Consider the following 13,453-nt stretch of genomic DNA (forward strand, 5'->3'; position numbering starts at 1 on the left):
CAACGCTCAACAATCGGACAGGTCGGCGCCCCGGTCGTCGATAGAGACGGTGTGACCCTGCTTGCCGGCCGCCTCGCGCGCCTCGCCGCCCTGGGCGCCGCGCCGATCGCGGTCGCCGTCGCCGTGCAGAGCGCGGGCAACCTCGCCTTCCACGCGGTGGTCGGCCGGCTGATGGATCCCGGCTCGTACGGCGCGCTCGGCGCGGTGCTCAGCGCGATGGTGATGCTGGGCGTGCCGCTCGGCGCGTTGCAGACCGCCGCCTCGGCCCTGGTCGCGGAGCACGGCCTGACCCGGGACACGATCCGCCGTACGCTGCGCTCGGTCGCCCTGTGGTCCGTGCCGCCGGCGCTCGTCGTCCTCGCCGGCGCGCCGCTGCTGCGCGACTACTTCCACCTGGCCTCGCTCGCCGAGGCCGCGCAGCTGGCCCCGTACCTGATCGTGGCCGCCGTGACCGCGGCGGCCCGCGGGCTGCTGCTCGGCGCCCGGCGGGTGGGCACGGTCGCGATGACCTACCTGGTCGCCACCGTGGTCCGGCTGACGCTGGGGCTGGTGCTCGTCGTGCCGTTCGGCGTCTCCGGCGCGCTGGCCGGCACCATCGTCTCCGAGCTCGCCGCCCTGCTCCTCGCGGCCCGGCGGCTGCGCGTACCGGCCGGTCCGGCGGGCAGCCCGGGGCTGCGGCTCGGCGCCGTCGCGTACGCCGGGATCGCGGTCACCGGCATGTTCCTGTTCTCCACCGCCGACCTGCTGCTCGCCCGCCACCACCTGGGCGACGCCGCCTCCGGCTCCTACGTTGCCGCCGCCACCGTCGCCAAGACCGTGCTGGCGCTGCCGGCGGGGATCATGGCAGCCGTCTTCCCGCGGCTGCTCGCCGCCTGGCCGACCGCCGGGCGGGGGCGGGCGCTGCTCACCAGCGGCGCCGCCGTCGCCGCGCCGGCCGTGCTGGGCGCCGCGGTGATCGTCGCGGTGCCGTCGCTGGTGCTGACCGTGCTCTACGGCGACGGGTACGCCGACGCGGCCGGGCTGGTCCGCGCGCTGGCGAGCGTCGCGGCGCTGACCTGCCTGGTGTCGGTGCTCACCCACGCCGCGCTGGCCCGCCGGTCGCGCACGATCGTGGTCCCCTGGGCGGGCGCCGTGCTGGAGATCGCGCTCATCGAGGTGTGGCACGGCTCGGCGGCGCAGATCGCCGCCTGCTCGGCCGCCGCCCTCCTGCCGACGCTGCTGCTGATGGCCGCGCTGGAGGGCCGGCAGTGGGCCCGCGGACCGCGCCCGAAGGCTCAGGTCGTCGCCGGCGGCGCCGATCGTTCACCTACCGCCGCGACCGCGGCCTGACCCCGGAGGCCCCGTGCGCATCCTCGTTCTCAACTGGCGCGACCTCAAGCACCCGGCCGCGGGCGGCGCGGAGGTGTACACCGAGCAGGTCCTGCGCCGCTGGGTGCGGGCCGGCCACGAGGTGACCCTGTTCGCCGCGGCCGTCGCCGGGCAGCCCACCGCCGAGATCGTCGACGGCTACCGGGTGGTGCGCGCCGGCAGCCGGTTCACCGTGTACCGCGAGGCCCGCCGCTGGTGGCGGCGCTACGGCCGGGGCCGCTTCGACGTGGTCGTCGACGAGACGAACACCGTGCCGTTCCGCGCGCACGAGTGGGTCGACGACGGCGCCCGCACCGTCGCGCTGGTGCACCAGACCTGCGAGGAGATCTGGCACCACAACGCGCCGCCGCTGGCCGCGCACCTCGGCCGGTACCTGCTCGAGCCGGCGTGGATGCGCCGGATGGCCGGGTCGCCGATCCTGGCGGTGTCGGACTCGACGCGCGACGCGCTGGCCCGCTTCGGCGCACACGACGTCACGGTCGTGCCGGAGGGCTACGAGTCGCCGCCGGTCCTGCCGTCGGTCGCCAAGGAGGCGCGGCCGACCGCCGTGTTCTGCGGCCGGATGGTCAGCTACAAGCGCCCGTGGGACGTGATCGAGGCGGTGCGCTCGGCCCGCCGGGAGATCCCCGACCTGCGGCTCTGGATGATCGGCGGCGGACCCATGCTGGCCAAGCTGCGCGCGGCCGCCCCGGAGGGCGTCGAGTTCCTCGGCCGGGTCTCCGAGGAGGTCAAGCACGACCGGATGGCCCGGGCGCACATCCACCTCGCGACGAGCGTCCGCGAGGGCTGGGGCCTGGTCGTCACCGAGGCCGCCGCGCTGGGCACGCCGACCATCGCGTACGACGTGCCGGGCCTGCGCGACTCGACGCGGGCCGCGCGCGGCGTCGTGGTGCCGCCGGAGCCGGCGGCGCTGGCGCGCCGGCTGGCCGAGCTGCTGCCGTCCCGGATGAACGAGCCGTTCCCCGCGCTGCCGAACGGCGGTGCGCACGACTGGGACGAGGTCGCCGAGACCCTCCTGGCCGCGGTGGAGGAGCACGCCCGGGTGCCGCGTGGCGTGCACGCCACGACCGTGGTCGAGAGCCGGCGTGCGCAGGAGAGCCGACTGCACAGCGCCGACGCCTGACCCGGCGATATCGGTCTCGAAGCGGTGAAAGCGGCTCATAATACGAGCAATGCCCCGCAGGAGCCTTGGAGACTGCCCGATGACAAGCCACCCCGTGGTGTCGGTGATCGTTCCCGCCTACAACAGCGCGCCGCTGCTGCGTGACTTCCTGGGCGCGTGCCTCACCTCGGAGTACCGCGACTTCGAGGTGATCATCAACGACGACCTGCGCTCGACGGACGGCACCCGGGCGCTGACCGAACAGTTCCGGGCCGACGGCCTGGACGTGACCTACCTGCGGGAGAACCACTCGATGGCGCAGGGCCGCAAGCGCGGCGCGGCCGAGGCGCGGGGATCGATCCTGCTGCACCTGGACTCCGACATGAAGGTCACCCCCGGCCTGCTCGGCGAGTGCGTCGAGCTGCTCGCCGGCGGGTACGACGCCCTGGTCATCCCCGAGGAGGCGTTCGGCACCACGTTCTGGGCCCGGTGCAAGTGGCTGGAGAAGAAGATCTACGACGGGGTGGAGGAGATCGAGTCGCTGCGCTGCGTGCGGCGCGCGGTCTACGACCGGCTCGGCGGCCACGACGAGCGGATGGTCTTCTCCGAGGACAAGGACTTCGACCTGCGGGTACGCAAGGCCGGGTACGCGGTCGGCCGCACCCGCAACTTCCTCTACCACAACGAGGGCGACCTGCGGCTCCAGAAGACCATGCGCAAGAAGCTGGGGTACTCCGGCACCGCCGACCTCTTCGCCACCGCGCACCCGGAGGCGTTCCGGTGGCAGACGAACATCTTCCACCGCTTCGGCCTGTACCTGAGGAACTTCCCGTACGCCTTCTCGCACCCGCTGCTCTACGGCGGCCTGTGGGTGATGAAGGTCGGCGAGTTCGGCTCCGGCGCGGTCGGCCAGGTGCGGCACCGCCTCGCGGTGCGGCACGGGGGCCCGGCGTGACCAGAGTGGCGCACGTGATCGCCGAGTTCTCCGCCAAGGAGGCGATGGGCCGCACGGTCACCGAGATGGCCGCCCGGGTGCCCGGCGAGCACCACCTCGTCACCACCCACGCGCTCGACGGCCAGGACGCGTTCGCCGGCGTGCACGAGATCGGCGGCGCGCTGGAGACGTTCCCGCTCGGCCGCTCCGACGAGCTGCGCGAGGCGCTGCGGCGGATCGGGCCGGACCTGGTGCACCTGCACGCCGGCGCGCTCGGCCCGTTCCTGGCCCTGCTGCCGGTGCTGCGGCCGTACCCCAAGCTGCTCACCGCGTACGCGTGGCCGACGCTGCCCGGACCGGGCGCGTGGCGGCGGGCCACCGTCTCGGAGATGCGCGCCTCGAACGTGCTGCGGGCCCGGGTCCTGGTGACCACGGTCCTACCGGTCCCGCTCGCCGCCGCCGCGCTGCGCCGGGCCGGGGTGACCACCGTGCTCACCCCCGACCCCCGGGTCGCCGACCGGCTCGGCCGCCGGCGTGGCCTGAACGTGGTCCGGTTCAGCTCCGGCGCGCCGGTCGACCCGCGCCGGGCGCGCTTCGACGCCGAGCGGCCGACGATCGTCTTCGCCGGCCGGGCGGAGAGCGTCCGCGGCCTGGACACCCTGCTGGCCGCGTTCACCCGGGTCCGGGCGGCGGTACCCGGCGCGCGGCTGCGGCTGCTGCTGATACCCCGGCCGGAGCTGCCGCGGATCCTGGCCCGGGCCGGCGCGGCCGGCGACGCCATCGAGGTGGTCACCGAGCCCGTGCCCGACCTGCTGGCCGAGCTGGCCGCCGCGCAGGTGGGTACCTGGCCGTTCAAGTTCGACTACACCACCTCGCCGCCGGCGATGGCGCTGGTCGAGGCGATGGCCGTCGGCCTGCCCGTGGTCGGCACCGACGTCGCCTGCGTCCGCGCGGTCCTCGAGGACGGCGTGAACGGCCTTTCCGTGCCGCCGGCCGACCCGCCGGCCCTGGCCCGCGCGCTGGTCACCCTGCTGCGCGACGAGCAGAGCTGGCAGCGGTACGCAAAGGCGGGGCTGGAGTCGGCGACGCAGCGGATGGGCTGGGCCCGGGTCGCCGAGACGACCGCCGACGCGTACGCCGCCGTGCTGCGGTCCTAGGACCTGGCGGCGCCGCCCCGTCACCGGGGCGGCGCCGCGTTCGGACTACGGCGCCGATACCCGGGTGGGAATCGAGTACTCGCTGCCCGCCGGGCCGCCGACCTGGTAGGCGACGATGTCGTACGGGCCCGAGCCCTGCGTGTCGGTCCAGCCCTCGGTGACGTTGCCGGCGACCAGCCCGATGCGATCCATCAGGTGGACCTCACCGACCACTGCGTTGTCGATCGCCGACAGCACCTTGGCGTAGGCCGCACCGGCCGGGGCCGTCGCCGTGACCGTGCTGTTGATCCAGCGGTCCATGCCGTCGTACGTGAAGCTGTTTGTGCTGTACGGCTTCGTGCCGACCGCAACCCCGGCCGCGTCGAACCACGCGATGCCGGTACGCGCCTTGCGGCCTGCGCCCTGCGCCTTGTAGGAGGCCACCGCGGTGTACGACTGGCCCGCGGTGACCGGGGTCAGCGGGCCGGCCGCACCGATCTGGCCGGCACCGGTGGTCGTCAGCGCCAGCGAGGCGGCACCGACACCCGGGGCGGCCGGGCCGGTGATCCGGCTGACCGACGTGCGGCTGGCGGCGGTCCAGCCGCCGAGGCCGTTCTCCAGCGTGACCGCGTCACCCGACATCAGGTTGGCGGGGATCTCCCCGCCCGCGGGCAGGTCGGCCACGAGCTCGCCGTTGCGGTAGACCCGGTAGCCGCCGACGAAGACGTCGGGCAGCGCGTAGACGTCCTTCCAGCTCAGCTTGACCCCCTCCGGGGTGCTGACGGCGGGCTGCGCCTCGACCGTCTCCGGGGTGTTCTTCCCGTACCGGTAGTCGCCGACCACGAAGTGGCCGAAGAAGGAGTTGTCCGGGTAGGTGCCGGTAGGGTCGGTGAGCACGGTGCCGACCGGTGTGGTGGTGGCCGTGCGGGACCCGATCTGGACGCCGTACCAGGTGTTCGTGCCGCCGGTGACGACGTTGCCGTAGATCTTGTCGCCGCGCCCGGCGCCCAGCCCGATGCCGACCGTCTCGAAGGTGCCGCAGCCGGTGCCGTAGCTGCTCGTACCGTCCTGACCGGCACCCGTGATGACGTTGCCGGCGATGGTGTCGGCCATGCTCTTGGCGGCCTCGTAGCAGCCGTACACGAGGATGCCGGACTCGGCCGGGTTCTCGATGCTGTTCCCGGTGATCACGTTGCCGCCGCCGGACCACACCGTGTGGTTCGTGGTGTCGGCGGGGTCCACGTACGCGTCGACCCGGCCGATGGTGAGGTCGGGGTCCTTGTAGTCGTGGTAGTTCACCGTGATGCCGGCCCAGTAGGAGCCCACGATCCGGTTGTCGCGCACGATGTTGCGCGCCGGGTTGGTGACGTCCTTGTTGGTGCCGGTCGGGGTGTAACCGACGTTGGTCTTGAGAACGAGGTGCCCGCCGTTGAACAGGTTCTCGCTCACCGTGGAGTCGGTGACCGCCTCCAGGTAGACCGAGCCGTTGTCGTCCCGCTTGAACGAGGTGAGCATCGCCGGGTCGGCGTACACGGTGTTGTGGTGGAACACCAGGCCCTTGGCGTTGGTGAAGTCCAGGGCGTTGCCGAGTTCGGTGCCGTCGAACTGGTTGTCCGCCACCACCGTGTCGGTGGCGTTGCCGCCGCCGCCGACGTTGTCCTCGTCGCCGGAGCCGGCGCCGCCGCGGTTGTCGAAGCGGTTGTCGATGGCCCGCACGCCGGTGGTGCCCCGGATCCACAGCTTGAAGTACTCGACGTTGGTGAACCGGACGTGCTGAACGGTCCACCGGTCGCCGGCCGAGACGCCGCCGCCCGCGTTGGTGCCGGCGCCGTGGTCGCAGGTCTTGGACGGCGGGACGACCTCGTCGGTCAGCCCGGCGCCGGCCTTGCAGTTGCCGTTCACCGCGAGGTCCGAGATCAGGTTGGTGCTGTCCGCGACGGGTGTGGCGTTGAAGTCGGGCCGCACGATGAACGAGTTCTTGAAGTTCACGTGGCTGCCGGGCGCGATGACCAGCGTGGTCTCGGTCATGCCCCGGCCGCGCAGGTTGACGTTCGGCTTCAGGTTCAGCGCCTTGGTCAGGGTGAAGACGCCGGCCGGCAGGAACACGGTGGCCGGTGCGGCGGAGGTGCCGCGGGCGGCCGCCGCGGTGATCGCGGCGTTGAGCGCGGCGTAGTCGTCAAGGCCGCCACCGCGCGGCGCGGCGGCAACCGCGCAGCCCGGGTCGGCCGCGCAGGCCTCCGCGGTCAGTGCCGGGTCGCCGACCGTCGGGGACAGGGAGTACCCCGGCCCCTCCGGCACCGACGCCGGTGCCGCCGGTGTGAACGCGAGCTGGGCGCCGAGGGTGGTCAGCGCGGTCGCGCCGAGCACCACCAACGCCCGAGGGGATTTCCTGATCAAGGTTTCTCCATTCGATTGCCCGCCGGATCGGGACCTGCGGCGGGAACAGGGCAAAGCCCCCGCGACGTGGGTCGCGGGGGTGGCACGGTGTGGGAGATCAGTCCCGGGTGCGCCGGCTCTTCGCCGGTGTCATCGGCAGTTCGCCTCGCCCCGGTCGAGCGGCTGGTCGGCGCCGACCGCCCGGAAGCTCCAGCTCCACGAGTCCGGGCGCAGTTCCAGGTCGAGGACGCCGTGGTGGTCGAAGTCCGCGAACTCGCCCTTGACGGCGCCCCGCGGCGGCTTGCCGTGCTCGTCGCGCCCGCCGTCGTTGGGGCCCGGGCGGTAGTGCGCCTGGCCGCCCGTGCCGACCACGTACTGCCGCACCCCGAGCGGGTCGTTCTTGCCCGCGGGGTTGAGCGGGGCGAACCGCTCGTAGTCGGCCTCGTGGCCGGAGAGGACCAGTTCGACCCGGTGCTCGTAGAGGGTGCGGAAGAGCTCCGCGGTGCGGGAGTCGGTGCCGGCGATGCCGGACGACCAGCGGGGGTGGTGCCACGCGGCGATCACGCACTTGCGGTCGGTCTTCCTCAGGTCCTCGTCGAGCCAGGTCTGCTGCGGCGATCCCTTGCCGCAGCCGCCGGCGACCGCCGCGCAGTTGGAGTTGAGCACCACCAGGTGCCACCTGCCGATCTCCTGCGACCAGTAGCCGACGGGGTCCTTGACCTGCTTGCCGAAGTACGTGGTGTACGAGTTGGCGTCCTGCACCTTGTACTCCTGGTTGCCGACGACCGGCACGGTGCGGCTCAGCAGCCGCCCGAAGCTCGGCCCGTACACGGTGCGGTACGCCTCCAGGGTCGGCATCTCGTACTGGTAGTCGCCGAGGCCGAGCAGCACGTCCGGGTTCAGCGCGACCGCCAGGTCCGAGACCTGCTTGTGTCGACAGTGGTCGTTCGCGCCGGTGGCGAAGTCCGGGTCGTCCGGATCGCAGGCCATGTCGCCGACCGCGACCACCCGGACGACGTCCGGCACGGTGGAGCAGCGGCTGAGCGATGCCAGCGCCGCGAGGACCAGCACCACGACCAGCGCGACGGCCGCCACCAGCCGGCGGCGGCGCACACCGCCGATCCGCCTGCGCGCACTACCGATCATCGGGACCGCCTCCACAGCTTGCGCAGCACGGGGCGCAGCATCGGGCGCAGCCGCGGCCGGCGGGCCAGCAGCAACCCCATCCGCCGGTTCCAGCGGTTCCGGATCGCCCACAGCCCGGGGCGGTCGGCGGGCAGCCGGAACGCGTACATGAACAACAGGGACGCGGCGACCGCGACCGGCAGCAGGTACATCGCGTAGCGGCTGGTCACGGCCGGTGCGTACTGCATGGTCACGGTGCCGCCGCCCTCGGGCAGCACCCAGCCGCTCATCCAGCCCTGGAGGGTCACCTTCCGGGCACCCTTGACGCCGCTGAGCACCCAGCCGGGCGCGGCGTTCTCGGCGAGCGCGACCGCGGTGACGGTGCCGGGGCTGGTGATCGTGCCGGTGAACCGGGCCGGATTCTCCATCTTGAAGTCCACCGTGGAGCGATCACCCGGCGTGGCGTCGCGCACCAGCACGATCGCGCTGGTGGTGGCCACCGGGCGCAGCCGCACCCCGCGATACTCCACCTGCGACTGACGCTCCTCCTCGAGGTCGCGCAGCCCGTACAGGTAGAGCCGGGTGTCGACGGCGGCCGGGTCGGGCGGGACCAGCGCCTCGTACGACGTCCAGCCCTGGTACAGCGCCACCGCCGGCAGCGTGCGGCACAGGTCGGGGCCGCGCAGGTACAGGCAGAACTTGGGGTTGCGCAGGGCGACGCTGCGCGCCTCGAGGGACAGCTCGTACAGCGACGACGCGCCCATGTCCGCGACGGGTGCGCCGATGCAGGCCAGGTGCCGCACCGCCTTGAGGGTGTAGGTGGTCTCCCCGTCCGCGCCGACGGCCGACTCGGCCTCCAGCCCGGCCTGCTCGGCGGTCTGGTCGTCGTAGCGGTAGCAGTCGTTCAGCGGCTCGAACGGCGCGAGCGCCGAACCGGACATGCCGCCCTCTACGCGCAACTCGTGACTTCCCGCGGTGAGGTGCACCTTGACCTCGGGCACGGCCGGCGGGAAGACCGTCTTGGTGTCGACCGGCTCCAGCGCGTCGACGGTCAGGTTGCGGTACTCGGTGACCGTCTTCGGCTTGAGCCGCTCGCCGACGTCGGCGTGCAGGATGATCTGGAGCTCGTCCGCGAGGCTGTCCATCGTGACGGTCTTCTCGTAGGTGGACCACTTGTCGTCGAGCACCGGGCGGGCGCTCAGCTCGCACCCGGCGACCCCGGCCTGCCACAGGCAGATCTGCGGGCGGGCGCCGGTGACGCTGCGGTACTCCAGGCGGACCCGGTACAGCTGACCCGGTACCGCCTTGCGGACCACCACCTTGGTGCAGGCGGCGTGGTCGGCGGCGCTGAGCCGCACGGTGCGGCCCGCCGCCGTGTCCGTGACGGTCCGGGTGAACCCCAGCTCCTTCCACGGCCGGGGCTCGTAGTTGTTGCAGTCGAAGACCGGGGAATACCCGGTGGTGTCGGCCGGCTTCGGCGCGCTCGCCAGCAGGGTGATGTCGGTCGCGGAGCCGACCGGCACCGTCGCCGCGGTGCCCGCGCCGTCCAGCGAGACGGTACGGCCGCCCGTGCTTATCGCCTTGATCTTCCGGCCGGCGGGTGTCGGCACCGCCAGGACCGGGCGGCGGGAGACGGCCTTGCCGTCGACCTTCACCACGGTCGGGTCCTCCAGCAGCAGCAGCGACCTCGCGGCGTCCACGCGGGGCGTGAGCACCGCGGCCGCGCGGGCCCGCTGCGCGAGCGTGTAGCGGCCGGCCGTCGCGATGTCGACGGTCGTGGTGGGCGTGCCGCTGTCCACGGCCGGCACCGGCCAGTGCACGACGTCCGGCGTGACCGTGACGGTGTCGTCCACCTGGGGGCTCAGGGCGACCGGCGAGGTGTCCTTGCGCGCGGCGATCGCCGTACGGGTGTCGACCGTGCCGAGCACCGCGGCGCCCGCGTCGGGGCGGGCCGGCGCGTCCAGGACCCGGTCGTAGGTGCGCATGGTGGGGCTGACGCCGCCGTTGAACTGGAACAGCTGCAACGTGCCGTCGACGGCGAGCTCCCCGCCGGGCACCCGGCTCATCGCCGCGCCCAGGATGCGGTCGTCGGCGAAGTACCGGTTGGGCAGGCCGCGGACGAGGTCGTGCCGCACGATGACCCGGCTGACCCCGATGGCGTCGAGCAGCTTGGGCACCGGCGCCAGGTCGCCGGCGAGCAGCGCGGTCTCCACGGCGTGCACGTCGGCGCCGAAGCCGGGCACGTCGCCGAAGTAGCCGCCGGGCTTCGGCGCCACGACCGGGTGCTCGATGAGCAGGTTGGCGATGCTGTCCGCGCCGAAGAAACCCCAGGTCGTGGGCATCTGGTAGTAGTCGTCAAGCGGCAGGACGAGCACCTTGCCCGGCCGCTCGTCGGCGTCGATGTGTGCGGCCATGTCCCACCACACGTCCGGGACCCGCACGTGGGTGGACGGCTGGGTCGGCCGCTCGTCGGGCATCACCCCGCCGGTGTAGAGCGGGTACGGATAGGCGAGCACGAGCAGCAGCGGGACGACCGATCCGGCGTACGCCAGCCGCCGCGGCCACCCCGGCAGCCGCAGGCGGGGCAGGGACCTCAGCCGCAGCACCGTGCCCTCGACGCCGATGGCGAGCAGCGTGGCGAAGAAGAGGATGAGCAGCTGACCCAGCTTGCTCATCGGCTCCCGGAACAGCCAGAAGCCCGGCGCGTGCTGGTACAGGAACATGTTGATCTCGGAGAACGGCGGCCGCAGGCCCTTGGCCAGGAACACGAACACCAGGACCAGGGTGATCAGGCCGAACGCGACCCGGCGCAGCCGCCGCGGCGCCAGCAGCGGCGCCAGGAACACCAGCGCGGGCAGCAGGTAGCGGATCCAGAGCCACCACGGCCGGTCCAGGTCCGCGGCGAACGGCAGGTACTGCGGGCGGAACCAGGCCCAGTTGGCCACCATCGTGATGATGTTCTGCGGCACGTTGTTGACCTGCGACCAGGACCAGTTCGTCGGGTCGGTGAAGGTGGCGTTCGCGGTGGCGCCGCCGCCGCCGACGAAGCTCTGCGCGAGCGGGACCAGCCAGTACGCGTTGAGCCCGATGGCCCACGGCGCGGCGAACACGAACCACTTCAGCAGGCGCGCCGCCGGCTTGCGGCCCAGCACCAGCGCGGCGAGCAGCGGGGTGCCGCCGACCGCCCACGCGTAGGCCACCACCAGCATCGGCGGGTTGAAGGCGAGGAACGAGGTGGGCATCAGCGCGAAACCGGCGATCGGCGTCGGCACCCGCCGGCCCTGCGCGACCCGCATCGCGATGCCGGTGATCAGGGCGACCGAGCCGACCGAGATGATGTTCAGCGGGTTCGGCAGCCGGGTTAGGAAGAAGCCGTTGAGCAGGCCGAACGCGCCGGCCGTCACGATCGCCGCCTGGTTGCGCACGAACGCGCCGGCCAGGTACGCCACGCCGAAGCCGACGAGCCCGTAGATGCAGATATAGAACAGCCACTGCGCGGAGTACTCGGTGAGCCCGACGGCCCGGCACAGGTAGATCAGGACGAACTCGAAGCCCCGCGCCATGGTGTACCCGGCCGAGCCGGTGCCGGTGGTCTGATGGTTCCAGGCCCAGGTCGCCTCGGGTGCCCAGCCGCGCCGGATGAACGCGCCCATGTCGCCGCCGGCGATGAACGTGCCGGTGCGGAACCACTGGCTGACGATGAGCGCGTTGAGCGCGAGGACGATCAGGTAGGGCCGCGAGGCCGGCCACGCGGAGCGCGGGAGGAGCCGTCGCACCTGGCCACCCCTCCTCGTCGAACACGTCCGCGGCGCGGCCCGGCCGGGCGCGCTGCCCGTAGCATCGGCTGCCGCGATGCCGCCCTGAGAGTTGGCGGCGGGCCTCCCACCGGCGTTACCCGCGGCCGCGCCGCCCGGCGGCCTGGATCAGGCGGTCCGCGGCCTTGCGTACCCGGTCGGTGTGCCGCTCGGTCGCCTGCGCGAAGAGCCACCCGGCCAGGATCAGCAGCGCGCAGAGCGCGGCGTAGGCGAGCCAGTGCGCCGGCGTCGGCAGCCAGCGGTTACCGGCCCGCGGCGTCAGCAGCGCGGCGATCATCGCGGCCACCGGCAGGTGCATCGCGTACAGCGAGTACGAGGAGTCGGCGTACCGGGAGACGGTGGAGAGCAGGCCGCCGGGCAGCCCGCGCCACTCGAGGTCGCGGACCAGCAGGACCAGGAGCACGGTGGTGGTGCCCGCCAGCAGCAGCACGTTGCGCCCGCTGTAGCTCGCCTGGGTCAGCCACAGCGCAACGCCGACCGCCGCCGTCGCGCCGGCGCGGGCCACGGCCAGGAAGCCCCGGCCGCGGGCGGCGAGCCAGCCGGCGATGCGCTCGCGGTACCAGGCCACCGCGGCACCCATCAGCCAGACCGGCAGGTACATCAGCACCGACGGTCCGGCGAGCGCGCAGAGGCCGAGCAGCAGCGCGGCGTTCAGCAGGCGCGCGGGTACGCCGCCCCGGCCGCGCCAGGCGTACAGCGCCAGGGGCAGGATCGCGTAGAACACCGCCTCGTAGCTCAGCGACCACAGCGAGGCGTTGGTGCCGTACGTGGGCACGACGATCGTCTGGAGGAAGGCGACGTTGCCCAGGGCCGTGTCGAGGCCCAGCCGCCCGGCCAGGTCCCCGACCGGCACCGTGTGGTGGTAGGCGGGGTCGCCGAGGTAGATGGACGTGCCGGAGAGCAGCGACAGGCCGAGATGGTCCAGCAGCGCGGTGAGCGCGAGCGCCGGCACGAGCACGATCCACAGCCGGCTGAGCCGGGCGGTGGCGTAGGTCGCCCAGCGGAAGCGCTCCCGGCGGAACGCGGCGAAGACGCTGCCGCCGACCCAGTAGCCGCTGAGCACGAAGAAGACGAGCACCGCCGCGGGGCCGAGGCCCGTCACCGCGTACAGGATGGTGGTGAGCAGGCCGTCGCCGGCCTGTTCCGGGTCGACGAGCAGCAGCTGGCGCAGGTGGTACATGACCACCAGGACGGCCGCGACCGCCCGCAGCGCGTTCAGCGCGCGGTGCGGGCCGGGTCGCGCGGGCACCGCGGCCCGCCGCGGTGCGCGGACGGCTTGGGTCATGGGGTGTTCCTCCGGGTGTCGCTGTCGGAGCGGTCGGATTGCGGCCGCGCGCGCAGCCCGAGCAGGCCGAGCGGCACGGCGAACGCGCTCAGCGCCAGGCCCACGAGGGCGCCGTAATACACGAGGTCGGTGTTGCCGAGGGCGTGCGCGGGCCCGCAGGCGGCGAAGACGACGCTGGCCAGGGCCAGCGGCACCCGCCACAGCCGGTCGGCGAGCCGGGGCAGGTCGAGGACGCGGTAGTGGCGGGCCGGGCCCGGAGGCGCTTCGGACGGCATGGCGCGTTCTCCCCGGCATCGGCGGACACCTGTACGA

The 13,453-nt window shown here is 73.3% G+C and carries 9 protein-coding genes; 4 read left to right on the top strand and 5 right to left on the bottom strand.

The annotated features are described in order from the left end of the window. Positions 1 to 51 precede the first annotated feature (51 nt). The 4 genes from BJ971_RS22685 to BJ971_RS22700 all read left to right on the top strand — a co-directional run bounded on the left by BJ971_RS22685 (position 52) and on the right by BJ971_RS22700 (position 4,561). Entirely contained in the window at positions 52 to 1,329 is a 1,278-nt protein-coding gene (locus BJ971_RS22685; RefSeq protein ID WP_184995246.1) for a lipopolysaccharide biosynthesis protein, read from the top strand. Positions 1,330 to 1,342: 13 nt separating this feature from the next. Then, positions 1,343 to 2,491 carry a glycosyltransferase family 4 protein gene (locus BJ971_RS42235; protein WP_184995247.1) on the top strand — a complete coding sequence of 383 codons (1,149 nt, stop codon included), beginning with the start codon at positions 1,343 to 1,345 and terminating at the stop codon, positions 2,489 to 2,491. 79 nt (positions 2,492 to 2,570) lie between these two features. After that, the gene (locus tag BJ971_RS22695) at positions 2,571 to 3,425 is read left to right on the top strand and encodes a glycosyltransferase family 2 protein (RefSeq protein ID WP_184995248.1); all 855 of its coding nucleotides are present in this window, start codon (positions 2,571 to 2,573) and stop codon (positions 3,423 to 3,425) included. Further along, positions 3,422 to 4,561: a glycosyltransferase family 4 protein gene (locus tag BJ971_RS22700; protein WP_184995249.1), complete on the top strand. Its 1,140-nt coding sequence runs from the start codon at positions 3,422 to 3,424 to the stop codon at positions 4,559 to 4,561. The genes BJ971_RS22695 and BJ971_RS22700 overlap by 4 nt, the downstream gene beginning before the upstream one ends. Before the next feature lie 45 nt (positions 4,562 to 4,606). Here the strand turns inward: BJ971_RS22700 and BJ971_RS22705 are convergent, their stop codons facing one another. The 5 genes from BJ971_RS22705 to BJ971_RS22725 all read right to left on the bottom strand — a co-directional run bounded on the left by BJ971_RS22705 (position 4,607) and on the right by BJ971_RS22725 (position 13,416). Then, the gene (locus tag BJ971_RS22705; RefSeq protein WP_184995250.1) at positions 4,607 to 6,937 is read right to left on the bottom strand and encodes a glycosyl hydrolase family 28-related protein; all 2,331 of its coding nucleotides are present in this window, start codon (positions 6,935 to 6,937) and stop codon (positions 4,607 to 4,609) included. A gap of 129 nt (positions 6,938 to 7,066) precedes the next feature. Then, on the bottom strand, positions 7,067 to 8,062 hold the full coding sequence (locus tag BJ971_RS22710; RefSeq protein WP_221478823.1) for a metallophosphoesterase: 996 nt from the start codon (positions 8,060 to 8,062) through the stop codon (positions 7,067 to 7,069). Next, positions 8,059 to 11,817, bottom strand: a complete 3,759-nt coding sequence (locus BJ971_RS22715) for an ABC transporter permease (RefSeq protein WP_239087422.1) — start codon at positions 11,815 to 11,817, stop codon at positions 8,059 to 8,061. The genes BJ971_RS22710 and BJ971_RS22715 overlap by 4 nt, the downstream gene beginning before the upstream one ends. A 115-nt stretch (positions 11,818 to 11,932) precedes the next feature. Further along, entirely contained in the window at positions 11,933 to 13,141 is a 1,209-nt protein-coding gene (locus BJ971_RS22720; protein ID WP_184995251.1) for an acyltransferase family protein, read from the bottom strand. After that, a complete protein-coding gene (locus tag BJ971_RS22725; protein ID WP_184995252.1) occupies positions 13,138 to 13,416 on the bottom strand; it encodes a hypothetical protein in 279 nt (92 codons plus the stop codon). The genes BJ971_RS22720 and BJ971_RS22725 overlap by 4 nt, the downstream gene beginning before the upstream one ends. Positions 13,417 to 13,453 lie beyond the last annotated feature (37 nt).

The sequence above is a fragment of the Amorphoplanes digitatis genome (genome assembly GCF_014205335.1).
Lineage (GTDB): Bacteria > Actinomycetota > Actinomycetes > Mycobacteriales > Micromonosporaceae > Actinoplanes > Actinoplanes digitatus.

Bases quoted from the DNA above. Each gene is read 5' to 3' on its own strand.
- BJ971_RS22695 (WP_184995248.1), top strand. From the start codon at position 2,571: ATGACAAGCCACCCCGTGGTGTCGGTGATCGTTCCCGCCTACAACAGC.
- BJ971_RS22710 (WP_221478823.1), bottom strand. From the start codon at position 8,062: ATGATCGGTAGTGCGCGCAGGCGGATCGGCGGTGTGCGCCGCCGCCGG.
- BJ971_RS22725 (WP_184995252.1), bottom strand. From the start codon at position 13,416: ATGCCGTCCGAAGCGCCTCCGGGCCCGGCCCGCCACTACCGCGTCCTC.
- BJ971_RS22720 (WP_184995251.1), bottom strand. From the start codon at position 13,141: ATGACCCAAGCCGTCCGCGCACCGCGGCGGGCCGCGGTGCCCGCGCGA.